Source organism: Amycolatopsis sp. NPDC049691 (assembly GCF_040675005.1).
Classification (GTDB): Bacteria; Actinomycetota; Actinomycetes; order Mycobacteriales; family Pseudonocardiaceae; genus Amycolatopsis.
The window spans coordinates 194,546-216,400 of record NZ_JBFANX010000016.1 but is presented as its reverse complement, the minus strand read 5'-3'; the positions used below and the strand labels follow the sequence as shown (position 1 = coordinate 216,400).

General features: G+C 69.5%; 26 protein-coding genes. 11 read left to right on the top strand and 15 right to left on the bottom strand.

What is annotated here, in order from left to right; translation table 11 throughout:
- The first annotated feature begins 28 nt into the window (after positions 1-28).
- Positions 29-1,072, top strand: coding sequence for a C45 family peptidase (locus AB0J40_RS32240; RefSeq protein WP_364460459.1), 1,044 nt, complete (start codon positions 29-31; stop codon positions 1,070-1,072).
- A gap of 221 nt (positions 1,073-1,293) precedes the next feature.
- Here the strand turns inward: AB0J40_RS32240 and AB0J40_RS32235 are convergent, their stop codons facing one another.
- The gene (locus AB0J40_RS32235) at positions 1,294-1,713 is read right to left on the bottom strand and encodes a suppressor of fused domain protein (protein ID WP_364460536.1); all 420 of its coding nucleotides are present in this window, start codon (positions 1,711-1,713) and stop codon (positions 1,294-1,296) included.
- Between the two features lie 47 nt (positions 1,714-1,760).
- Positions 1,761-2,306 (bottom strand): NAD(P)-binding domain-containing protein, encoded by a 546-nt coding sequence (locus tag AB0J40_RS32230; protein WP_364460456.1) that lies wholly within the window; start codon positions 2,304-2,306, stop codon positions 1,761-1,763.
- A gap of 67 nt (positions 2,307-2,373) precedes the next feature.
- Here AB0J40_RS32230 and AB0J40_RS32225 point away from each other — a divergent pair, with 67 nt between their 5' ends.
- Entirely contained in the window at positions 2,374-2,697 is a 324-nt protein-coding gene (locus tag AB0J40_RS32225) for a helix-turn-helix domain-containing protein (RefSeq protein ID WP_364460453.1), read from the top strand.
- Here the strand turns inward: AB0J40_RS32225 and AB0J40_RS32220 are convergent.
- Positions 2,588-3,238 (bottom strand): hypothetical protein, encoded by a 651-nt coding sequence (locus AB0J40_RS32220; RefSeq protein WP_364460450.1) that lies wholly within the window; start codon positions 3,236-3,238, stop codon positions 2,588-2,590. The genes AB0J40_RS32225 and AB0J40_RS32220 overlap by 110 nt on opposite strands.
- 269 nt (positions 3,239-3,507) lie before the next feature.
- The gene (locus AB0J40_RS32215) at positions 3,508-4,497 is read right to left on the bottom strand and encodes a sugar-binding domain-containing protein (RefSeq protein ID WP_364460448.1); all 990 of its coding nucleotides are present in this window, start codon (positions 4,495-4,497) and stop codon (positions 3,508-3,510) included.
- Positions 4,498-4,625: 128 nt separating this feature from the next.
- On the opposite strand from AB0J40_RS32215, the gene AB0J40_RS32210 reads away from it, so the two are divergent.
- From AB0J40_RS32210 to ugpC, 5 genes are read left to right on the top strand one after another with little or no spacing between them, the layout of a single operon-like run.
- Positions 4,626-5,630: a zinc-dependent alcohol dehydrogenase family protein gene (locus AB0J40_RS32210; RefSeq protein WP_364460445.1), complete on the top strand. Its 1,005-nt coding sequence runs from the start codon at positions 4,626-4,628 to the stop codon at positions 5,628-5,630.
- Positions 5,623-6,957 (top strand): sugar ABC transporter substrate-binding protein, encoded by a 1,335-nt coding sequence (locus tag AB0J40_RS32205; RefSeq protein ID WP_364460442.1) that lies wholly within the window; start codon positions 5,623-5,625, stop codon positions 6,955-6,957. The genes AB0J40_RS32210 and AB0J40_RS32205 overlap by 8 nt, the downstream gene beginning before the upstream one ends.
- Entirely contained in the window at positions 6,957-7,889 is a 933-nt protein-coding gene (locus AB0J40_RS32200; RefSeq protein WP_364460440.1) for a sugar ABC transporter permease, read from the top strand. Before AB0J40_RS32205 ends, AB0J40_RS32200 begins: the two co-directional genes overlap by 1 nt.
- On the top strand, positions 7,886-8,725 hold the full coding sequence (locus AB0J40_RS32195) for a carbohydrate ABC transporter permease (RefSeq protein ID WP_364460437.1): 840 nt from the start codon (positions 7,886-7,888) through the stop codon (positions 8,723-8,725). Before AB0J40_RS32200 ends, AB0J40_RS32195 begins: the two co-directional genes overlap by 4 nt.
- A 2-nt stretch (positions 8,726-8,727) precedes the next feature.
- A complete protein-coding gene (gene ugpC / locus AB0J40_RS32190; protein ID WP_364460434.1) occupies positions 8,728-9,801 on the top strand; it encodes a sn-glycerol-3-phosphate ABC transporter ATP-binding protein UgpC in 1,074 nt (357 codons plus the stop codon).
- Between the two features lie 60 nt (positions 9,802-9,861).
- Here the strand turns inward: ugpC and AB0J40_RS32185 are convergent, their stop codons facing one another.
- Genes AB0J40_RS32185 through AB0J40_RS32175 form a run of 3 tightly spaced genes read right to left on the bottom strand, consistent with a single transcriptional unit; the run spans position 9,862 to position 12,528 of the window.
- Positions 9,862-10,056, bottom strand: coding sequence for a ferredoxin (locus AB0J40_RS32185; RefSeq protein ID WP_364460431.1), 195 nt, complete (start codon positions 10,054-10,056; stop codon positions 9,862-9,864).
- Between the two features lie 41 nt (positions 10,057-10,097).
- Positions 10,098-11,297: a cytochrome P450 gene (locus AB0J40_RS32180; protein ID WP_364460428.1), complete on the bottom strand. Its 1,200-nt coding sequence runs from the start codon at positions 11,295-11,297 to the stop codon at positions 10,098-10,100.
- 10 nt (positions 11,298-11,307) lie between these two features.
- Positions 11,308-12,528 (bottom strand): cytochrome P450, encoded by a 1,221-nt coding sequence (locus tag AB0J40_RS32175; RefSeq protein ID WP_364460425.1) that lies wholly within the window; start codon positions 12,526-12,528, stop codon positions 11,308-11,310.
- A 177-nt stretch (positions 12,529-12,705) separates the two neighbouring features.
- Here AB0J40_RS32175 and AB0J40_RS32170 point away from each other — a divergent pair, with 177 nt between their 5' ends.
- Both AB0J40_RS32170 and AB0J40_RS32165 read left to right on the top strand, forming a co-directional pair.
- Positions 12,706-13,356: a helix-turn-helix domain-containing protein gene (locus AB0J40_RS32170; RefSeq protein WP_364460423.1), complete on the top strand. Its 651-nt coding sequence runs from the start codon at positions 12,706-12,708 to the stop codon at positions 13,354-13,356.
- Positions 13,357-13,589: 233 nt separating this feature from the next.
- On the top strand, positions 13,590-14,276 hold the full coding sequence (locus AB0J40_RS32165; protein ID WP_364460420.1) for a hypothetical protein: 687 nt from the start codon (positions 13,590-13,592) through the stop codon (positions 14,274-14,276).
- Here AB0J40_RS32165 and AB0J40_RS32160 read toward each other — a convergent pair.
- From AB0J40_RS32160 to AB0J40_RS32125, 8 genes are all read right to left on the bottom strand, one after another.
- Positions 14,273-14,713: a hypothetical protein gene (locus tag AB0J40_RS32160; protein ID WP_364460417.1), complete on the bottom strand. Its 441-nt coding sequence runs from the start codon at positions 14,711-14,713 to the stop codon at positions 14,273-14,275. The two genes, AB0J40_RS32165 and AB0J40_RS32160, sit on opposite strands and share 4 nt — an antisense overlap.
- A gap of 119 nt (positions 14,714-14,832) precedes the next feature.
- Positions 14,833-15,579, bottom strand: coding sequence for a hypothetical protein (locus tag AB0J40_RS32155; RefSeq protein ID WP_364460415.1), 747 nt, complete (start codon positions 15,577-15,579; stop codon positions 14,833-14,835).
- Positions 15,580-15,603: 24 nt separating this feature from the next.
- The gene (locus tag AB0J40_RS32150; protein WP_364460412.1) at positions 15,604-15,918 is read right to left on the bottom strand and encodes a hypothetical protein; all 315 of its coding nucleotides are present in this window, start codon (positions 15,916-15,918) and stop codon (positions 15,604-15,606) included.
- Positions 15,911-16,624, bottom strand: a complete 714-nt coding sequence (locus tag AB0J40_RS32145; RefSeq protein ID WP_364460409.1) for a hypothetical protein — start codon at positions 16,622-16,624, stop codon at positions 15,911-15,913. Before AB0J40_RS32145 ends, AB0J40_RS32150 begins: the two co-directional genes overlap by 8 nt.
- Before the next feature lie 125 nt (positions 16,625-16,749).
- A complete protein-coding gene (locus AB0J40_RS32140) occupies positions 16,750-17,616 on the bottom strand; it encodes an aldehyde dehydrogenase family protein (protein WP_364460406.1) in 867 nt (288 codons plus the stop codon).
- The gene (locus AB0J40_RS32135; protein WP_364460403.1) at positions 17,609-19,042 is read right to left on the bottom strand and encodes an aldehyde dehydrogenase family protein; all 1,434 of its coding nucleotides are present in this window, start codon (positions 19,040-19,042) and stop codon (positions 17,609-17,611) included. Before AB0J40_RS32135 ends, AB0J40_RS32140 begins: the two co-directional genes overlap by 8 nt.
- Positions 19,042-20,016 (bottom strand): deoxyribose-phosphate aldolase, encoded by a 975-nt coding sequence (gene deoC / locus AB0J40_RS32130; protein ID WP_364460400.1) that lies wholly within the window; start codon positions 20,014-20,016, stop codon positions 19,042-19,044. The genes AB0J40_RS32135 and deoC overlap by 1 nt, the downstream gene beginning before the upstream one ends.
- An 84-nt stretch (positions 20,017-20,100) precedes the next feature.
- The gene (locus tag AB0J40_RS32125; protein ID WP_364460533.1) at positions 20,101-20,715 is read right to left on the bottom strand and encodes a DUF1707 domain-containing protein; all 615 of its coding nucleotides are present in this window, start codon (positions 20,713-20,715) and stop codon (positions 20,101-20,103) included.
- A gap of 85 nt (positions 20,716-20,800) precedes the next feature.
- On the opposite strand from AB0J40_RS32125, the gene AB0J40_RS32120 reads away from it, so the two are divergent.
- Positions 20,801-21,223, top strand: a complete 423-nt coding sequence (locus tag AB0J40_RS32120; RefSeq protein WP_364460398.1) for a protein-tyrosine phosphatase family protein — start codon at positions 20,801-20,803, stop codon at positions 21,221-21,223.
- Positions 21,224-21,228: 5 nt separating this feature from the next.
- Positions 21,229-21,852 (top strand): uracil phosphoribosyltransferase, encoded by a 624-nt coding sequence (upp, locus tag AB0J40_RS32115; protein WP_285455977.1) that lies wholly within the window; start codon positions 21,229-21,231, stop codon positions 21,850-21,852.
- The last annotated feature ends 3 nt before the right edge of the window (positions 21,853-21,855 follow it).

Here is a 21,855-nt window from a genome sequence, read left to right as displayed (position 1 = left end):
TTCCTGACTGGTCAGTCATCGTGAGCGCATGGTGGCGACAGTGCGGGAGCACCGGATCGGCGACGTGCGCTGGACGATCGTCCGAGGCCGCCGGGAAGCCGCTTTCCACGCGCTCGGTGAGTACGCCGCGGCCGACATCCGGACCGTGCTGGCCGGGCTGCCGTCGTGGCCGGTGGCGTCGCGCGCCCGGCGGTCGCCGGTGCTGTTCCGGGCGATCGAGTCGGCGTCCCAGGTCGAGCACCCGGACGCGTACGCCGAGCTGACGGCGCTGGCGGCGGGCGCGGGCGTGCCGTTCGACGACCTGCTGCTGGCCAACCTGCGCGGCGACCTGGGCGCGGGCGACGGGACGGGCTGCACGGACCTGGCGTGGGCCGGCGTGTCGCCGCTGCTGGGCCACAACGAGGACGGCGCCCCGGTGTTCGACGGGATCGGCCGCCTGCTGACGCTGCTGATCGACGGCGAACCCGGCGTGTGCGTGTGGTGGTACCCGGGGTTCCTGCCGTCGAACACGTTCACGCTGACCACGCACGGGCTGGTGTGGGGGATCGACAGCGTGAGCGTGCTGACGCCATCGCCGTGCGCGGGCCGCCACTTCGTGGCGCGCACGGCCCAGCGCGCGTCCGGGATGGCGGAGGCGGTTTCGGTGCTGCGGTCGCGTCCTTCGGCCGGCGGGTTCGCGTACACGATGGGGCAGGTCGGCTCGCCTTCGGTGACCGTGGTCGAGAAGGCGGGAGACGAGACTGCGGTGACCACTGTGGACAGTGGGTTTGCTTGGCACACCAATCACTTCCGGCGGTTGTCGCCTGCGTTGGATTCGGCCTCGGAAGAGAGTTTGGCGCGTGCCGAGGTGTGTGCGCACCTGGATCCGGTTGCCCCGGACGCGAAGTGGCTGGTTTCGGTGTTGACTCATGATGTGCGCCGGGATGCCGTTGGTGGTGATCCGCTGATGACGTTGAGCACGGTGGTGACGGATTTGGCTTCGGGTGAGGTAACGCTCGTGCCGCGCGGCGGCGCACCGTTGCGAGCCCGGGCGGCGGATCTGGCATCGGGCAATGTCGGAGCGGTGGGCTGACGCGAGCGGCCGCTGTTCGGCGCGAGTTATCCACATTGGGTCCGGTTGTCCACAGATTCGGCCGATCACCCTTTTGTGCAGGTCAGAGCCGCTAGACTGGACTAGGGACGCCCCCGAGGAGGGTGGGGGTGCGCTCGTGCGGCGTCGGCGCCATCAACGGTGAAGTACGCGCTCCTGTCGAGCCCGAACGCGACCGCCATCGAGTACGGCCTCTGACCCGCTCAGCCGGAGCACACAGGTAGCTCGGCACGACCCAGGTCCAGGAGATCGGGGTCGTGCCGGACCAGCTCGTCTTCGAACGCCTTCCACCCATGCGAAGCGACGTAAGCCGCTTCGCCGGCTGAGATCGGTACCAGCCACACGATCGCCGCCCGGGTTCCGTCGGCGAGGTCGACCGCTGCGAAGTCGTCGTCCTGGTACACCGGGATCGCGGCGTACAGCGCCTGCATCTCGCTGCCCGGCACCAGGGGGCCTCGCGGTCCCACCACGTCGCCGCGCAGCAGAGCCTCATGAGAAGCCAGCAGCTCCTCGGCGACCTGGCCGAGTAACCCCGGCGGGAACTCGCCGAGACGGCCGTCCGTGATGAGCTCCAGCCGCAGCTGGCGCCCCGACGTGCGTGACACCAGGTCGTGGCGGCTCAGTCCCCAGCCGGGCTTCGAGGTGCTCGATCAGTCCCACCGCGTCATTCTCACCCGATCGGGGTCAGGATCGCCTGGGCGTCCTCGCCCGCGAACCACAACCCGATCACGAACGCCGCCGTGGCTTCGAGCAGGGCCGCGCGGTCCAAGCCGCCCGCGATCACCGGCTTCGCGCCGATGTCGCGGACCAGCGTGCTCACCGCTTCCAGAGCCGCCGGGTCGTCGCCGCACAGCGGGACCGACAGCGGGCGGCCGTCGAACACCGGCGGTGTCATTCGCCAGACGTCCACGTGTGCCAGGTTGAACGCCTTCACCACGTGCGCCTCCGTGACGATGCGCGAAGCCACCGGCGCGCCGGTCAGCGCCGGGTCGTTGGTGCAGTCCACCAGCACCTTCCCGGCCAGCGGGCCGGCCTGCGCGAGGACCTCGCCGATGGCCGCCGCCGGGATGGCGAGGAGGACCACGTCGGCGAACGTCGCCACCTCCTGCCACGTTCCGGTCCGGCGGCCCGCCACCCTGATTTCGTGACCCGCGCGCGCCCACTGCGTGCCGAGCGCGTCCGCCATCCCGCCCGTGCCGAAGATCCCGATCCGCATGCCGCCTCCTTGTGCTTGGCTGTACCAGCACGACGGTAGGAACCCGGGAAGGAACCGAACGGTAACCATGGACTTCCTCGCCGACTGCCGGACGCGGCTCGCGTTCGACCTGGTCGCCAACACGTGGAACCCGGTGGTGCTCTGGGCGTTGCGCGACGGCCCGCGCCGGCACGTCGACCTGCGGCGCGCGATCGGCGGGATCAGCGCCAAGGTGCTCACCGAAACCCTGCGGCGCCTGGAGTTCGACGGTCTCCTCGAGCGTCGAGAAGGCGCTTATGCGCTCACGCCGTTGGGTTCAAGCTTCCTGGAGCCGATCGAGGGCTTCGGGCGGTGGGCCGCTGCGCACGGCGACGACGTCGTCGCCGCTCAAAACCGAGCACGATCAGCGTGACCAGTGACAACGCCGGGAGCGGGTAGCCGAGCAGCAGTCCGGCGGCGACGTCGAACGCGGGTGCGGCGATCCCGGCCACGAACACCCAGGTCGGCGCGGTCGGCGGCTTCGCGGCCGGTGACCACGGCGTCTTGCAGGCCGGCTTCGCGACCGAAAGCCACGCCTGGAACGCGAGTGCGCTCGCCATCAGCGACGCTCCGGCGATCTGCGGCCAGGCGACCGTGCCGGTGTCGGCGGACTCGCGCAGCGCGGGGGAGAGCAGGAAGATCCCGGCGTAGAGCTGGATCAGCGTCAGGGCGAACTTGATCAGCACCCACCAGTGCCGGAAGTAGCCCCACGCGGTCGCGCCGGCGAGGAGGAGGCCGGTGAACGCGGAGACGTTCGCCATCGGGGCGAGCAGGACGGAGTCGAGACGGTCGGCGAGCGCCGGCGCGCCGGCCGACATCAGCACGACGAGCGCGAGGGCCTGGCTCATCCAGGCGACGGACGAGACGACGTGCAACCAGACGACGGATTGGCGCCAGCGAGGGGAAGTCTTCACGCGTTCCAGGCTCGCGAACCGCGGAGACGGGCGCATCGGGCGCGACCCGGGTTTCGCCCCGGAGCCGGGGAGGAGCGAAGTGCGCCAGGGGAAGTACGCGGCCGCGGAGGGGGTACTCCCGCGGGAGTAGGTCGGCCGCGCGGGTGGGCTCGCGTGGCATGGGCGGGTGGGCCTCGCCGCTCGGCCGCCCAGCGGGGACGAGCCGCCTCGCTGCCCCGGCAGGGTGCGGAGCGATGAGCGCTGCGCTCGGCCGGGCGAGGAAGCCCCTCTCAGCCGCGCGGTGCCGGTGGGTTCTTCGCCGCCAACGCGAGCAACGGCACCGCCGCCGCCGCGTCCGTGATCAGCGTCGACACCATTCCCGACCGCAGCACCGCGTCCACCGCCGCCGCCTTCGGCCTGCTGTACCCCAGCGCGATCACCTCCGGCACCGCCATCAGCTCCTCGTGGCTGATCGCCAGCACGTGGTGGGCCAGCCCCGTCGACAAAGCGTTCCCGGACGCGTCGAACAACCGCGCCGCGACCTCCGCCGTCGCCCCGCGGGCCGCGATCGCCGCTCGCTCGGCCTCGTCCAGCGCGTCGTACACCGTCGACTCGCCCGGCTGCCACGCCCCGATGCTGACCACCGCCTTCGTCAGGTTCCGGAACTGCCCGAACGTCTCCGCGATCCCCGGCTGCCGGCGCAACGTCTCCGTCGTGCGCCGGTCCGGGAGCACCAGCGGGCCGAAGATCGGGTACGCGTCGCCGCCGGACACCGACGTCACGCGGCTGACCGTCTCCACCGAACGGCCGCGCATGTCCATCCCGGCCTGGACTCCGCACAGCTGGACGATCGGGCACCGCGGCAACGCCCGGATCGCCTCCGCCATCGCGTTCACCGACCGCGCCCACGACAGCCCGATCACGTCCGACGGGATCGCGATCTCCTCCAGCAGCCGGGCCGCCAGCGTCCCGATCTTGGCCCGGACGACCTCCCGCGGCTCGCGCTCGGTTGAGCGTTCGAGCACCAGCGCCTGTTTCAGGCCGTACGCCGAGCGCACCTCGTCCGACAACGCCAGGTCCACCGGGGCCGGCAGCGAGAACTCCACCCTGACCAGCCCGGACTCCATGGCCGTGTCGAGCATCCGGGCCACCTTGAACCGGCTGACGCCGAACTCGTCGGCGATCTCCAGCTTGGACCGTCCCTGCACGTAGAAGCGCCGGGCGACGGTGGCGAGCAGCATCGCTTCCGAGAGCGAAGCACCCTTGCGAGAAGCGCTCATCTGAGCACTATAGCGCGAAATCTGCCCGAAAGGTTGACGTAACACCGACGTCAGACCTCTAATGCCTTCACATGTTCTCGACGCCATAGGTCACCGCCGCTCATATGAGCGCGAGAAAGGGGCAAGGCATGCGTGCCGCCATCGTCGACCGGCCCGGTGAGATCAGGGTCGGCGAGGTGCCCGATCCGAAACCCGGGGAACGTCAGGTCGTCGTCAAGGTCGGAGCGTGCGGGATCTGCGGGACCGACCTGCACATCGCGGACGGGCACTTCCCGCCCACCCCGTACCCCATCGTCCCCGGGCACGAGTTCGCCGGGGAGATCGTCGAGCTCGGCGCGGACGTGCCGGGCGAGTGGAAGGTCGGCGACCGCGTCGCCGTCGACCCGTCGCTGTTCTGCGGCTACTGCGGCCCGTGCCGCGCGGGCCACGGCAACCTCTGCGCGAACTGGGGCGCCACCGGCGACACCGTCAACGGCGCGTTCGCCGAGTACGTCGCCGTCCCGTCGTCCACCTGCTACCGGATGCCCGACTCGATGACGTGGGAGCAGGGCGCGCTGGTCGAGCCGGTCTCCTGCGCGGTACACGGCGTGCGCCGCGTCGGGGTCGAAGCCGGAGAGCGCTTCCTCGTCGTCGGCGCCGGGACCATGGGCCTGATCATGCAGCAGCTGCTGCAGCGCTCCGGCGCGCAGGTCACGGTCGTCGACCGCAACGAAGCCCGGCTGCCCCGGGCGAAGAGCCTCGGTGCCGTCGCCACGGCGAAGGACGTCAGCGACCTGAACGGCGAGAAGTTCGACGTCGCGGTCGACGCCACCGGCGCCGCGCCCGCCATCGAAGCGGCCTTCGACTCGATCCGCCGCGGCGGCCGGCTGCTCGTCTTCGGCGTCGCGCCGGCGGAAGCCCGCGTCGCGCTTTCGCCGTTCCGCATCTACAACGACGAGATCACCATCGTCGGCTCGATGGCCGTGCTGCACAGCTTCGGCACCGCGCTCGACCTCGTCGCCTCCGGTGCGATCGACACGGATTCACTGCTCACGGACACGCTGCCGCTGGAGCAGTACCCCGAGGCGCTGGCCAAGATGCGCAGCGGCTCGGGCCTCAAGGTGCAGGTACTCCCGGGAGGCGGCCGTGCGTAAGCTCCTCACCCTCTTCGCCGCGACGTCGTTGCTGGTCACGGGCTGCGCGGGCGCGGGCTCGATCGGCCAGAGCAACAGCACGCTGGTCATCGCGATCGTGTCCAACCCGCAGATGAAGGACGCGATCTCACTCGCGCCGGAGTTCGAGAAGGCCACCGGCATCAACCTGAAGTTCGTGTCCCTGCCGGAAAACCAGGCCCGTGCGAAGATCACCGCGTCGACCGCCACCGAGGGCGGCGAGTTCGACGTCGTCATGATCAGCAACTACGAGGCCCCGCAGTGGGCGGCCAACGGCTGGCTCGAGAACCTCGAGCCGCACATGGCGTCGACCCCGGGCTACGACGAAGGCGACTTCATCCCCAGCATCAAGCAGTCGCTGTCGTACCAGAACCAGATGTACGCGGTGCCCTTCTACGGCGAGTCGTCGTTCCTGGCCTACCGCAAGGACCTCTTCGCCAAGGCCGGGCTCACCATGCCGGCCAAGCCGACGTGGCAGCAGATCGCCGACTTCGCCGCCAAGCTCGACGACAAGGCCGCGGGCGTCAGCGGGATCTGCCTGCGCGGCAAGCCCGGCTGGGGCGAGAGCCTCGCGCCCTTCACCACGGTGGCCAACACTTTCGGTGCCCAATGGTTCGACAAGGACTGGAACGCCAAGCTGACGTCGCCGGAGTTCACCGAGGCCGCGAACTTCTACGTCAACCTGATCCGCGAGCACGGCGAAGTCGGCGCCTCCAGCGCCGGGTTCTCCGAGTGCGGCACGCGCTACACCCAGGGCCAGGCCGCGATGTGGTACGACGCCACCGTCATGGCGGGCACCAACGAGGACCCGTCGAGCAGCAAGATCGTCGGCAAGTCCGGGTACGCGCCCGCGCCGGTCGTCAAGACCCAGGCCAGCGGCTGGCTCTACACCTGGGCGCTCGGCATCCCGAAGGTCGCCAAGGACAAGGACGCGGCCTGGAAGTTCATGGCCTGGATGACCGACAAGGCGTACGTGCAGAAGGTCGGGACGACCTACGGCTGGAACCGCGTCCCGCCGGGCGTGCGCCAGTCGACGTACGCGATCCCCGACTACGCCAAGGCCGCGGCGGCCTACGCCAAGCCCACTTTGGACGGTATCGCCGACGCGAACCAGCAGAAGGCCATGGCGAACCCGGTGCCCTACCCCGGCATCCAGTTCGTCGGCATCCCCGAGTTCCAGGACCTGGGCACCCGGGTGAGCCAGCAGCTGTCGGCGGCGATCGCCGGCCGCGAGTCCGTCGAAGACGCCCTGAAGCAGTCCCAGGACTACGCCCAGACGGTGGGCGACTCCTACAAGGCGGTGCAGTGATGTCCACGCTCTCCGTATCCACCCCCACGTCCCAAACGCAGGCGAAGGTCGAGGAGAAACGCGGCCTGAGCACCGCGGCCAAGCGCCGGCTGCCGCTGCTGCCCGCGCTGATCTTCGTCATCGCGGTGACGCAGCTGCCGTTCCTGCTCACCGTGTTCTACTCGTTCCAGTCGTGGAACCTGGTCCGGCCGGGCTCCCGGCACTTCGTCGGCCTCGACAACTACATCGACGTCTTCAGCGACACGACGTTCCTGGTCGCGCTGCTCAACACCGTCCTGCTGACGGTGGTGTGCGTGCTGGTAGCGCTGCTGCTCGGCCTCGGCCTGGCGATCCTGCTCGACCGGAAGTTCTTCGGCCGCGGTGTCGTCCGGACGCTGCTGATCACGCCGTTCCTCATCCTCCCGGCGGCCGGCGCGCTGCTGTGGAAGACCACGGTGTTCGACCCGACGTACGGGCTGCTGCACTTCGTCTTCGGCACCGACGTCGACTGGCTTTCGGAGTTCCCGCTGGCGTCGGTGATGGCGCAGATCGTGTGGCAGTGGACGCCGTTCATGATGCTGCTGATCCTCGCCGGCCTGCAGAGCCAGTCCAAAGAGGTCCTCGAAGCGGCCTCTGTGGACGGTGCGAGCCGGTGGCGGACGTTCGTCTCCATCACGCTGCCGCACCTGTCCCGGTTCCTGCAGCTGGCGACGCTGCTGGGCGCGATCTACATCGTGAACAGCTTCGACGCGATCTTCCTGATGACCCAGGGCGGGCCGGGCACGGCCAGCACCAACCTGCCGTACTACATCTACCAGCGCGCGTTCGAGGGCTTCGACGTCGGCCAGTCGTCCGCGATGGGCGTGGTCGTCGTGATCCTGACGATGATCGTCGCGACCTTCGCGCTGCGCTTGATGTTCCGCACCTTCTCCGTGAGCGGAGGCGTGAAATGACCACTCTTGCCGCGCGTCCCCGAAAGAAGCAGTACGGCAAGGGCTCGCTGACCCTGGCGACCTGGGTGCTGGCGATCCTGTTCGTCTTCCCGCTGCTGTGGATGATCCTCACGGCGTTCAAGCAGGAGGCGGACGCCTACACCGACCCGCCGAAGCTGTTCTTCGCCCCGACGTTCGACCAGATCTCGAACGTCCTCAACGGCGGGTTCCTGCCGTACGTGTCGAACTCGGCGTTCGTCACGATCCTTTCGACGCTCCTGGTGCTGCTCTTCGGCGTCCCGGCGGCGTACGCGCTGTCGCTGGCGCCGGTGAAGGGCACGTCGAACGCGCTGGGCTTCTTCCTCTCGACGAAGATGCTGCCGATCGTCGCGGCGATCATCCCGCTGTACATCATCTCCCAGAACACCGAGCTGCTGGACACGGTGTGGGCGCTGGTCATCCTGTACACGTCGATGAACCTGCCGCTGGCCATCTGGATGATGCGGTCGTTCTTCCTCGAGGTGCCGCACGAGATGATCGAGGCGGGCCGCATCGACGGCGCCAACCTGCCGACGCTGCTGCGCAAGATCATCATGCCGGTGGTGGCGCCCGGAATCGCGGCGACCGCGCTGATCTGCGTCATCTTCTCCTGGACCGAGTTCTTCTACGCGGTCAACCTGACGGCGGCGCGGGCCGGCACCGTGCCGGTGTTCCTCGTCGGGTTCATCACCAGTGAGGGCCTGTACTGGGCCCAGCTTTCCGCCGCCGCACTGCTGGCCTCGCTGCCGGTGATGATCGTCGGCTGGATCGCGCAGAACCACCTCGTCCGCGGGCTGTCGATGGGAGCGGTGAAGTAGCCATGGCCGGAGTCGTTTACGAGCAGGCGTCGCGGATCTACCCGGGCGCGCACGAGGTCCGCGCGGTCGACAAGTTCGACCTGGCGGTGCCGGACGGCGAGTTCCTGGTGCTGGTCGGGCCGTCGGGGTCCGGCAAGTCGACGGCGCTGCGGATGCTCGCGGGGCTGGAGGACATCGACGAGGGCGCCATCCACATCGGCGACCGGGACGTCACGCACCTGCCGCCGAAGGACCGCGACATCGCGATGGTGTTCCAGTCCTACGCGCTGTACCCGCACATGACGGTGGCCGAGAACATGGGCTTCGCGCTGAAGCTGCGCGGACTGTCCAAAGCGGACATCGACGCGAAGGTGGCCGAGGCCGCCGCGATGCTGGACCTGACCCGGTTCCTGGACCGCAAGCCGAAGGCGTTGTCCGGCGGCCAGCGGCAGCGCGTCGCGATGGGCCGGGCGATCGTGCGCGAGCCGAGCGTGTTCCTGATGGACGAACCACTGTCCAACCTGGACGCGAAACTGCGGGTGGAGACGCGCGCGAACATCGCCAAGCTGCAGCAGCGCCTCGGGACGACGACGATCTACGTCACGCACGACCAGGTCGAGGCGATGACGATGGGCGACCGGGTGGCGGTGCTGCGCGACGGCGTCCTGCAGCAGTGCGCGTCGCCGCGGGAGCTGTACGAGAACCCGCGCAACAGTTTCGTGGCGGGCTTCATCGGCTCACCGGCGATGAACCTGGCGACGTTGCCGCTGACCGAGGGCGGCGTCCAGCTCGGTGACGTGGTGCTGCCGCTGCCGCGGTCGGTGCTCACAGCCGCCGGCGACCTGCGCGAAGTGGTGTTCGGCGTCCGGCCGGAGTCGCTGGAGCTGGTCTCCGAAGGCGGCTTCGAGCTGGTGGTGGAACTGGTGGAGGAACTGGGCGCGGACGCCTACCTGCACGGCAAGGTGGGCGACGACCGGTTCGTCGTCCGGGTGGACGGCCGCACCCCGCCGAGGATGGGCGACAACGTCCGGGTCGGGCTGCGCGGCGAAGGCGAGACGCACGCCTTCCACCCGGAGACCACGCTGCGCCTCTCCTGAACAGTTCAGGCCACGGCCACCTCGCGGGAACCCCTTACCCGCGAGGTGGCCGTTCCCTCGTCACTCCTGCAGCGAAAGGGCCTGGCTGGGGCACACGTGCACCGCTTCGCGGGCCTTCTCGACCAGTTCGCCCTCGGGCTCCTCGTTCAGGACGATGACCGTGCCGTCGTCCTCGCTCTGGTCGAACAGCGCGGGCTCGGTGAGCACGCACTGCCCGGCGCCGACGCACTTGCCGGTGTCCGCGATGATCTTCATGGTTGTCGCTTCCTGACTGTGGTGGGATGGCTCTTCGATCTCTACCAGGTCACCGGGAGCCGGTACAGCCCGTAGATGTTCGCGTCGTCCTTGAACGGCAGGTCGTCGACGTCCGACGCCAGCGCCAGCGAAGGAACGCGGCGGAACAGCGTGTCGAACACGATCTGCAGTTCCATCCGGGCCAGGTTCTGGCCGAGGCACTGGTGCGGCCCGAAGCCGAACGCCACGTGGTGGCGCGCTCCCCGCTCGATGTCCAGCTCGTCGGCGTTCTCGAACGCCCGCGGGTCGCGGTTCGCCGCGTAGCCCAGTGCCAGCACGCCTTCGCCCGCCTTGATGAGCTGACCGCCGACCTCGACGTCCTCGACGCACAGGCGCGCGGTGGCCGCGTCGACGATCGTCCAGTAGCGCAGCATCTCCTCGACGGCGTCCAGCGTCTTGCCCGGGTCGTCCCTGATCACCGCCAGCTGCTCCGGGTTGCGCAGGAACGCCACGGTGGACAGCGAGATCATGTTCGCCGTCGTCTCGTGCCCGGCCACCAGCAGCAGGAACCCGGTCGCGGCGAGCGACTCCCGGCGGTAGGTGCCCTCTTCGCGCAGCTTGACGATCTGCCGGCCGAGCAGGTCGTCCGGCGGGTTCGCCTCCTTCTTCGCGATGAGGTCCGCCATGTAGCCCCGGACGGTGTCGAACGCCGCACGGCGCTCCTCGGGCGAGGTCGTCCGCTTGATCAGCTTCGCCGTGTGGGTCTGGAAGAAGTCGTGGTCGGCGTACGGGACCCCGAGCATTTCGCAGATCACCAGCGACGGCACCGGCAGCGACAGCGTTTCGACCAGGTCACCGGGGTTCGGCCCGGCCAGCAGCGCGTCGATCCGCCCGTCGACGATCTCCTGGATCCGCGGCCGCAGCGCCTCCATCCGGCGCACCGTGAACTCGCCGAGCACGGCCTTGCGCGCCGGGCCGTGCTCGGGCGCGTCCATGGTGATCATGGTGCGCTCGTCGCCCTGGCGCCGGAACCCGCCCTTGACCAGCTGCGGGAAGTCCGGGTGCTGCCGGTCGGCGCTGAACCGCCGGTCGTTCAGCACGGTCCGGACGTCCTCGAGCCGGGTGACCACCCAGGCGTGGCCGCCGTCGGGCAGCCGGACCCGCTCGACGGCGTCGCCCTCGCGGATCTCCTCGTACGCCGGCGGCGGCGCGAACGGGCAGGTGCGGGTCATCGGGAACTCGTGCTTTTCGACGGTGGTCATGGCGTCCCCCTCACCAGGTCACGGGCAGGCAGTAGAGGCCGAAGATCTGCGCGTCGTGCTTGAACGGCAGCTGGTCGACCGGCGCGGCCAGCTTCAGCTCCGGGATGCGGCGGAAGAGCGTGTCGAACACGATCTGCAGCTCCATCCGGGCCAGGTTCTGCCCGAGGCACTGGTGCGGCCCGAAGCCGAACGCGACGTGGTGGCGGGCGCCGCGCTCGAGGTCGAGCTTGTCGGCGTCTTCGAACGCGCTTTCGTCGCGGTTGCCGGAGTAGCTGAGGCCCAGGACGCCCTCGCCCGCGCGGATCAGCTGACCGCCGATCTCGACGTCTTCGGTGGCGACGCGCGAGGTCGCGAACTCCGCGATCGTGAAGTACCGCAGCAGCTCCTCGACGGCGTCGAGCGTCTTGCCCGGGTCGTTCTTGATGATTTCGAGCTGGTCCGGGTTCTCGAGCAGCGCGACGGTGCCGAGCGAAATCATGTTCGCCGTCGTCTCGTGCCCGGCGAGGAGCAGCAGGAACGCCAGCGAGACCAGCGAGTCGTGGTCGACGTCGCCGTGCTCCTCGCGCTGCTTGAGGATCTGGCGGCCGAGCAGGTCGTCGGTCGGGTCGGCCTCCTTGGCGGCGACCAGCTTGTCGAGGTAGCCCTGCATCTCCTCGACGGCCTGCATCCGCGCTTCCTGCGTCACCTCCCGGTTCAGCAGGGTGGAGCTGCGCGACTGGAAGAACTCGTGGTCGGCGTACGGGACGCCGAGCTGCTCGCAGATGACCAGCGACGGCACCGGCAGGCTCAGCGCGGAGACGAGGTCGGCGGGCTTCGGGCCGGCCAGGATCGCGTCGATGTGCTCGTCGACGATCTGCTGGATCCGCGGCTGCAGCGCCTTCATCCGCTTGACCGTGAACTCGCCGACGACCTCGCGGCGGGCGGTGGTGTGCTCCGGCGGGTCCATGTTGATCAGCGACGCGGTGAAGCGGCGGCGCTGCGGCCGGCCCTGCTTCGTCAGGATCGGGAAGCCCGGGTTGAACCGGTTGGAGCTGAACCGCGGGTCGGTCAGCATCTGCCGGACCTCTTCGAGGCGGGTGATGGCCCAGGCGTCCGAGCCGTCGGGCAGGCCGACGCGCTGGACCGGGCCCGCTTCGCGCAGCTTCTCGTACGCCGGCGGCGGGGCGAACGGGCAGCTCCGCTCCAGCGGGAACACCTCGCCCTGCGTGGCAGGCTCGGCGACTTCGGTCATTTTGGCCCCCTAAAACGGACGTAAAGTATGCGGAGGATTACATTCCGGTTCTAGGCCCAAGGTACCGAAGCGGAAGGAAGTCGTCCACTAGCTAACGGGTGACCCGGTGCGGACCCGGTGTGTGGCCCCTTGACCATGCGAGAATCACTCCGCGCGATTCAGCGGAAGGCGAACGGCATGACGGCAGACCCCGAGACCACCCTGCGGGCGGACGCGCGCCGCAACCGCGACCAGATCCTGGCCGCCGCGAAGATCATCTTCGCCGTCTCCGGTCCCGAGGTGCCGATGGAGGAGATCGCCCGCGCGGCCGGCGTCGGCGTCGGGACGCTCTACCGGCGGTTCCCGGACCGCGACGCGCTGGTGCGCGCGGTCGCGATGGACAACTTCGAGCGGGTACTGGTCGACGCCCGCGCGATCGCCGCCGAGGAGACGTCGTCGTGGCGCGCGCTCGAGCGGCTGCTGCGGCAGTCGGTGGAGCTGCAGCTGAGCGTCCAGCTGGCGATGGTGTCGCCGCGGGCGCTGGCCATCCTCAAGCACGACCCGGAGGTCCGCCGGCTGCGGGACGAGATCCTGGTGGTCATGGACGAGTTCGTCGACGGCGCGCAGGCCGAAGGCAGGCTCCGGCCGGACGTCGGATCGGGGGACATCGCGATCCTGTTCGCGACGCTGCTGCGGCAGATGCGGGCGAAGTCGCCGGAGGTGGCCGAGATGGCGGCGCGCCGGTGCGTCGGCATCATGATCGACGGCTTGAGCGCGCGGCCGGGCACCGAGCTGCCGGGGCGGCCGATCACGTCGCACGATCTGGACCCCGCGGAAGACCACGCCTGATTCCCGCTTTTTCGTGTTAGGGTTCCGCCTCGTTCTGCCGAATTGTGGCTGCGGGCGGGAAAATGCGACGAAGAATTTTGTTGTTGGCGATTCCCTTTCTGGTGGCGGGTTGCGGCACCGGCCCGGTCGCCGGCGCGGCCGCTCCGGCTTCGGTGCCGGTTTCGGCACCTTCGTCGTCGGCGGTGTCCGTTCCGCCGACTTCCGTCCCACCTGCGCCTTCGTCCCGTTCGGCGGTGCCGACCCCGACGCCGCCGTCGGCCACGCCGGTGCGGGGCTGCCGCAGCCCGGAGTTCACGACGTCCGAGCCCGACGGCGGCTGGTCGGACGGCGGCTACTACGTCCACAACAACATGTGGAACACGGCCGAGGCGGGCCCGGAAACGCTGCGCGCGTGCGCGTACGACAACTGGTACGTCGAATCCAGCCAACCCGAATCGACGTCGGTGAAAACCTATCCGAACGTGCACAAGGACATCAACAACCAGAACGGAAAACCGTTCAACGACTATTCGGTGATCCGGTCGACGTTCGCGGGCCGCGGCCCGGGCGTCGGCATCTACGACGTGGCGTACGACCTGTGGCTGAACGGCGTCGGCGACGGGGCGGGCGTCAGCGAGCTGATGGTGTGGACGGAGAACCTGAAGCAGCAGCCATCGGGCGACAAGCTGGCGACGTACTCGGCGGGCGGCTTCACGTACGACGTCTGGGCGGACGACGACGGGTACGTGGCGTTCGTTTCCCGCTCGACGCAGTACTCGGGCAGCATCGACCTGAAGGCGATGATCGCGTGGGCGATCGGGAAGGGCCTGATCCCGCCCAACCCGACGGTCAACCAGATCGGCTACGGGATCGAGTTCTGCTCCACGGGCGGTGGCAAGGCGCGGTTCACGCTGACGGACTTCTCAGTGACGATGAGCTAGCGCGCGTACCGCTGGATGGTGCGCCGGGTCGGGCGGAACAGCGGCCAGCCGACCAGGAGGTTGACCGCGCACAGCACGACGGCGAGCGCGGGAAGCAACAGGAACAGCGCGATCGACGGTGTCACCGGGTGCACGTTGGTCGGGTGGGGTCCGTCGGTCCACGTGATGGTGGCCGTGTAGCTCGAGTAGAAGAACAGCGCGGACAGGATCGCGCCCACGGCCGCCGCGACCAGGACGACCGCGCCGGTGGCCGCCGGGCGAGCGTCGAACAGGAAGTCCGTGCCACCGGGGTGGCGGCCGAGCGAAACCCAGCCGCGGGCCACGGTCATCGTCACCCCGGACGTCGCCAGGAACAGGCCCAGGAAGATGCCGGAGCTGGTGGTGAGCATGGTGACCGGGCCCGTGGCGGTCGGCAGGGCGGGGCCGAGCACCGGCATGCCGACACCGACCAAGACAGCGGCGGCCAAGGTGACGGCTCCGGTGACGGAGCCGAAACGGCGAATCCGGTGTGCCAGTCTCGGCGGGATCCAGATACCGGCGGCCGAAGCGGGTCCGGTCATCCGGCGGTCCGCCAATCACCCGGGTGGGACATCGTGCTCGTATCGGTCTGATTCCACCCCGCGCCCACGTCATCGGCCTTGTCGTGGATCGCCACCAGTTCGTTCTGGATGGTGTCCACCGTCGTGTCGATCACGCTGACGATCGCGAACACCGCGGGGATGCCGGCCGCGATCTCCCCGGTGAGGATGCCGAGCGCGGCAGGCAACCCGACGACGGTCGCCGCACTGACGATGGCGGCCGCGGTCGCCCCGACCAGGCCCCAGATGATCGAGTTGTAGGTCAGCCAAAACGTCTCGACGGCATTGGCGAGGTTGGTGAGCGAGTCACGCATCTGCCTGCCGAGCTCCTTGGCGGCGTCGACCTTCTTGAGCTGTTGGGAAAGAGCGATCTTGTAGGTCTCGGCCGCGGGACCGCTCCAGTGCACGGTCGTCTTCAAGGACTCCGGATCCAGCGTGCCGGCGACCGCGTCGAGCCGCTGGGTGAACTTGTCACCCCACTCGACGGCGTAGGCCCGCAGCTTGTCGGGGTCGCCCTTGTCCCGTTCGAACTTCTCGTGCATGGCCGCGAATTCGGCGACCTTGTCGCCGATGAAGGTGAGACCGTCCTGGATCGGTTTGACCAGGTCCGCCAGGGCGTCCGGGATCCACGACAGCAGATCCCGGGCCCGTCGGAACAGGTCCTCAACGAGTTGCCTGAACTTGTCGTACCCGGCGAGCGCCTGGTCGATCACATCGTTGGTCATCGTGTTCTGGCTCTCCTCACGCCGTCAGTGTTCGCCGGCCTGGCGCAGCTTCCGCTGGTGTTCCTCTTCGGATACCTGGTACATCGCGGCACCCCGGTGGAGGCTGTCCGATATCCGGTGGAAGTTGAGCGCGCCTCGGCGGAGCGAGTCTTCGAGCTTGGCGAGGGTCAGCCCGTACTGGTGGTGGAAGCCCCGGCCTGCCGCGTAGCTCATTACGTCCGCCGGCGTCAGACCCAGCGGCGCGACCACGGCGCCCGCTTCGCCCAGCTGCCCGGCTGCCTCGTCCCAGGCGGCCGCGTCGGATCGCAGAGCCTCCAGGGCCACTTCGACATCACTCATCGGCCTTCGGCTCCTCGCGTGCCGGCGAACCATGGAGCCGGACTCGGCGGATCAACCGGTCGGGGTCGTGGATCAGGCCCAGGAGTTCTGTCGTGGCCTCTCCGGGCCGGAGACCTGCGGCGTCCGGTACCGAACCGCGGTGGAGCGACCTCAGGACCTCGGTCAATTCAGCCTCGATCTCGGTGTTCCGAGCCATCGAGGCCCAGGTCGGGTCGATGTCCAAGCTGACATAGCGTCCGCTCTGAGCGGTTCCCCCGACGTGTCCGCCGGCACTGGTTGAGGCGACCGGGCGATCGGCGAGGGCGAGGCGGGCCGACATCCCGTCGACTTCGGCTCTTACGGCATCGCCGAGCCGGAGAACGTCCTGAGGGCCGAGCGGGGTTTCGTCCGCGTCGTTCCGGGCCGGCGACGGCGGGTTCTCCCGGGTGACGCCGATCTGCTGCACCAGCGCCTCGATGGTTGCCGCGTTGGCCGCAGTCAGCACGTTCGAGTGCAGGCCGCGGGGGTCGACCTTGCTCTTCCAGTCTTCGGCGAGCTTGACCTGCCGGAACTCACCCTCGGGTGAGACCGTCACCGTCACGACCGAATCCCCGTCGCGGCCGGTGGGGCCGTCCGGTGGCCGCTCGGCCTCGGCCGGTGGCGGGCTTTCGCCCTCGTCCCAGAGGTCGATTTCGTTCTCGAACGCCCACTCTTCGTCGTCCGGCATCTGCACCCTCCCCGATGCGTCACGCTCCGTACCTGGGAGGGACTGTACCGGTGATGGAAGTGAGCGTCAGCCGAAGAGCGGGAATACGGCGGAGGCCATCAGTCAATGGCCTCCGCCGTCGGACCTCAGACGCCCAGCGGGTGCCAGACCGTCTTCGCTTCCAAGTACCGGCGCAGGCGGGTGATGTCCGGGGCCGCCGTCCAATCCGGCTCTGCCGACGGGACCGTCAACACCCTCTTCACCGTGTTCGCCGCTTCGCGTGCCAGCTCGACTCGGTCCTCCGGGGACGCTCCCGTCGGGTCCAGCGCGTTCACGTCACCGTGGGACGCCAGCCACGGGCCCAGCTCCGCCGCCCGCCCCGTCAGGATGTTCGCCACCCCGCCCGGGACGTCTGAGGTCGCCAGGACCTCCGACAGCGTGATCGCCGGCAGCGGCCGCTCCGCGCTCGAGACCACCACCGCCGTCGAGCCCGTTGCCAGGACCGGGGCCAGGACCTCGACCAGGCCCAGCAGGGAAGACTGCTGGGGCGCCAGGACACCCACCACGCCGGTCGGCTCCGGGACCGTGAACGAGAAGTACGGGCCCGCCACCGGGTTCGCCGCGCCGAGGACCGTGGCGATCTTGTCCGTCCAGCCCGCGTACCAGACCCAGCGGTCGATCGCCGCGTCCACAATGGACTCGGCCTTCTTCGCCGCCAGGCCCTCCGAAGCGGACACTTCCGCGACGAACTGGTCGCGGCGGCCCTCCAGGACCTCGGCCACCCGGTACAGCACCTGACCGCGGTTGTAGGCCGTGGCGGACGACCAGCCCGGGAACGCCTTGCGGGCCGCCACCACCGCGTCGCGCACGTCCTTGCGGGACGCGTGCGCCGCGTTCGCCAGGAACTTGCCCTTGCCGTCCGTCACCGGGTACACCCGGCCGGACTCCGAACGCGGGAACTTGCCGCCGATGTAGAGCTTGTACGTCTTCGCGACGGAAATCCGGTCAGACATTCAGGTACGCCTCCAGCCCGGTGCGGCCGCCTTCGCGCCCGAAGCCGGATTCCTGGTAGCCGCCGAACGGGGCGGCGGGGTCGAAGCGGTTGAAGGTGTTGGCCCAGACCACGCCGGCGCGCAGCTGGTTCGCCATCCACAGGATCCGGGAGCCCTTTTCGGTCCAGATACCCGCCGAAAGGCCGTACGGCGTGTTGTTCGCCTTCGCGACGGCCTCGTCCGGCGTGCGGAACGTCAGCACCGACAGCACCGGGCCGAAGATCTCCTCGCGCGCGATCCGCATCGACTGGTGCACGTTCGCGAACACCGTCGGGGCGAAGAAGAACCCGCGGTCCGGCACCGGGCACGGGCTGGTCCAGCGCTCGGCGCCCTCGGCGTCACCCGACTCGACGAGCCCGCGGATCTTGGCCAGCTGCTCGGCCGAGTTGATCGCGCCGATGTCGGTGTTCTTGTCGAGGGGGTCGCCGATGCGCAGCGTCGAGACGCGGTAGCGCAGCTTCTCCAGCACCTCTTCGGCGATGGACTCCTGGACCAGCAGGCGCGAGCCCGCGCAGCAGACGTGGCCCTGGTTGAAGAAGATGCCGTTGACGATGCCCTCGACAGCCTGGTCGAGCGGCGCGTCCTCGAACACGACGTTCGCCGCCTTGCCGCCCAGTTCCAGGGTCAGCTTCTTCGGCGTGCCCGCGACCTGGCGCTGGATCGCCTTGCCGACCTCGGTCGAGCCGGTGAAGGCGATCTTGTCGATGCCGGCGTGCTCCACAATGGACGCACCGATGTCGCCCGCCCCCGGCAGGATGTTCACCACGCCCGGCGGCAGTTCGGCCTGCTGGCAGATCTCCGCGAAGACCAGCGCGGTCAGCGGCGTCGTCTCGGCCGGCTTCAGCACCACGGTGTTGCCCGTGGCCAGCGCCGGCGCGATCTTCCAGGCCAGCATCAGCAGCGGGAAGTTCCACGGGATGATCTGGCCCGCGACACCGAGCGGACGCGGATTGGGTCCGTAGCCCGCGTACTCCAGCTTGTCGGCCCAGCCCGCGTGGTAGAAGAAGTGCGCCGCCGCCGTCGGGACGTCGGAGTCGCGGGACTCCTTGATCGGCTTGCCGTTGTCCAGGCTCTCCAGCACCGCCAGCTCGCGCGAGCGCTCCTGGATCAGCCGCGCGATGCGGAAGAGGTACTTGGCGCGCTCGGCGCCCGGCAGTTTCGACCAGACGTTGTCGTACGCCTTGCGCGCGGCCTTGACCGCGGTGTCCACATCGGACTTCGACGCGGTGCCGACCTCGGCCAGTACCTCTTCGGTGGCGGGGTTGATCGTCTTGAGCGGCTCACCCGCGCCGTCGACGAATTCGCCGTTGATGAAGGGTTTGTAGGAGTCCTTCAGGTTCGCGATGGCGCGCGACTCCGGCGCCGGTGCGTACTCGAAAACAGGCATCAGTCCACCGTCACGTAGTCGGGGCCGCTGTAGTGGCCGTCCACCTGGGTGCGGCGCTGCAGCAGCAGGTCGTTGAGCAGGCTGGACGCGCCGAAGCGGAACAGGTCCGGGGTCAGCCACTGCTCGCCGGCGACCTCGTGCACGGCGACCAGGTACTTGATCGCGTCCTTCGTGGTCCGGATGCCGCCCGCCGGCTTGACGCCGCGCAGCTCGCCGGTGCGGACGTGCCAGTCGCGGACGGCCTGCAGCATGATGTGCGTGACCGGCAGCGTCGCGGCGGGGGAGACCTTGCCGGTGGAGGTCTTGATGAAGTCACCGCCGGCCAGCAGCGCCAGCCACGACGCGCGGCGCACGTTGTCGTAGGTCGCCAGCTCGCCGGTCTCGAGGATGACCTTCAGGTGGGCGTCGCCGCAGGCTTCTTTCACCGCGCGGATCTCTTCGAAGACGTCCATGTAGCGGCCTTCGAGGAAGGCACCGCGGTCGATCACCATGTCGACTTCGTGCGCGCCCGCGTCGACGGCGATCTTCGTGTCGGCCAGCTTGATTTCAAGCGAAGTGCGGCCGGCGGGGAAGCCGGTGGCGACGCTCGCGACGTGGACACCGCTGCCCTTGAGCGCTTCGACGGCCGTCGCGACCATGTCCGGGTACACGCAGACGGCGGCGACGCGCGGGGTGTCCTGCCGTTCGGGATCCGGGCGGACGGCCTTCGCGGCGAGCGCGCGGACCTTGCCCCGGGTGTCGGCGCCCTCCAGGGTGGTCAGGTCGACCATGGAGATGGCGGTGTCGATGGCCCACCGCTTGGCGTCCTTCTTGATGCTGCGCGTGCCGAGGCCCGCCGCGCGCTGCTCGACGCCGACCTGGTCGACACCGGGCAGCCCGAGCAGGAAGCGGCGCAGGCTCGCGTCGTCGCGAGTCGCGTCCACCAGCGGTGCCGGGGTGGCCGGCGCCGCTGACGTGCTGGTCGTGGCTGTCATGCGCCTGAGTCTAGGCGCCGGGTCCGGCAGCGCGAGCCCCCGTCGAGTGTGACGCTCGGTGCGCGACGCGTCACAACGCCGAGGTCACGCCCCTTCGATCTGCGGCGGCTCGTCCCGCTTGGCCGGCTTGCGGTACACGATCACCCCGCCCCAGAACCCCAGCCCGTTGATCTTCACGGTCGGCGCCGTCGGGGGCGCCGGCGGTGCTCCCGACTTGTCCTCCAGCGTGAACCCGCCCATGAACCCGATCCCCGTCACGTCGACGTTGATGTCGTCCGGGACCGTGATCTGGATGCCGCCCATGATCGCGACCGCCGTGATCGTGCACTGCTTGTCCGCGAAGCGGGCCTGGCGGAGGTCGATCTCCGCGCCGCCCCAGAACGCGAAGCTCGTGTGCTGCGGGGGCAGGACCCAGCTGCCCTTGCGGACCGCGCCGGACATCACGCCGATCGACACCGGGGAACCCGGGTGGCCGCCGATGCGCTGGTCCGGGAAGCCCAGCGCCCGCGTGGTCGCCGGCTCCACGGCCGCCGAGGAGGTGGGCAGGTCCGCCGTCACCGGCTTGAGCTCGCCGACCGTTTTCGCCGCGTAGACCGTCGAAAGCCGCTCTTCCAGCTCGTTCACCGTGATCCGCCCTTCCGACAGGGCGTTGTGCAGCACCTGGGCGACGCGCTCACGGTCCGCGTCGGAGGCCCGCATCTGGTCGGGCGTCAGTTCGCTCACCCGGCGCAGCTTATCGGCGAAAACCACCCTGCGTGTCCATCTTCCGGAGGACACTGGGCAGATGGTCGAGTTTCCGGACGGCACCCGTGTCCACGGGCGTGGCCTGGCGCGCCCCAACCCCGACGGACCCGAGCCCGACTTCGGCCTCTACCTGGGGACGAGCCGGCTGCGGCGCAAGCACGGCGGGGGCATCACCTGGCCGCACGAATGGGTCACCTGGCCGGACTTCCTGCTGCCGGTCCACCCCGAAACCGCGCGAGACCAGATCAAGGCCCTCCACGAACGCGCCAAGACCGAAACCGTCGAAGTCGCCTGCTACGGCGGCGCCGGCCGGACCGGTACGGTCATGGCCTGCCTCGCGATCCTCTCCGGCGTCCCCGCCGACGAAGCCGTCGCCTGGACCCGAGCGCACTACCACGAACGCGCCGTCGAAACGCCCTGGCAGCGCGGCTGGGTGAAGAGCTTCGCGAAACGGCTAGATTGACGCGCATGGATGTGCACGTCGTCGATCACCCCCTCGCGAAGGCCCGGCTCTCCACGATGCGCGACGCGCGCACCGACAGCGCCGCGTTCCGGGCCGCGCTGCACGAGCTGACCGTCATGCTGGTCTACGAAGCCACCCGCGACGTGCCGGTGAAGACCGAGCGGATCCACACGCCGGTCGCTCGCACCGAGGGCTACACGCTGGCCAAGCCGCCGCTGCTCGTCCCCGTGCTGCGCGCCGGGCTCGGCATGGCCGACCAGGCGCACAAGCTGATCCCGGACGCGCAGATGGGCTTCGTCGGCCTGGCGCGCGACGAGGAGACGCTGAAGCCGACGCCGTACCTCGAATCGCTGCCGGAGTCGCTGGCCGACCGGCCGGTCATGGTGCTCGACCCGATGCTCGCCACCGGCGGCTCGATGGAGTACACGATCCGGCTGCTCACCGACCGCGGCGCCGACGACGTCACGGCCATCTGCGCGCTCGCCGCGCCGGAAGGCCTGGCGCACCTGGAGAAGACCGGCCTGCCGGTCCGCGTGGTCACCGCGAGCATCGACGAGCGCCTCAACGACTCGGGCTTCATCGTCCCGGGCCTCGGTGACGCCGGTGACCGCCAGTACGGCGCCGTCTGAGCC